A 409-nucleotide genomic window follows, 5' to 3' on the forward strand; every position below is an offset into this window, starting at 1 on the left:
GCGCACCGCAAACGGATTAACGAAGGGGAAAAATCATGGCACTAGTAAGCATGCGACAGCTGCTGGATCACGCTGCCGAGTTCGGCTACGGCGTACCGGCTTATAACGTGAACAACGTGGAACAGATGCGCGCCATCATGGAAGCCGCGGACAAAACGAATTCCCCGGTCATCGTGCAGGCATCTGCTGGTGCGCGTAAATATGCCGGTGCGCCTTTCCTGCGTCATCTGATCCTGGCGGCCACCGAAGAGTTTCCGCACATTCCCGTGGTGATGCATCAGGATCATGGCACCAGCCCGTCTGTGTGCCAGCGTTCCATCCAGCTGGGGTTCTCTTCGGTAATGATGGACGGTTCACTGGGTGAAGACGGCAAGACCCCCACCGATTACGACTACAACGTGGATGTGAC

1 protein-coding gene is annotated in these 409 nt (G+C 57.0%); it reads left to right on the plus strand.

Annotation, left to right across the window (positions count from 1 at the left end; all coding sequences use genetic code 11):
* Window positions 1–35 precede the first annotated feature (35 nt).
* A partial coding sequence (locus A3754_RS07740; protein WP_197468556.1) for a class II fructose-bisphosphate aldolase occupies window positions 36–409 on the plus strand: 374 nt, incomplete at its 3' end.

The sequence above is a fragment of the Alcanivorax sp. HI0083 genome, assembly GCF_001635175.1.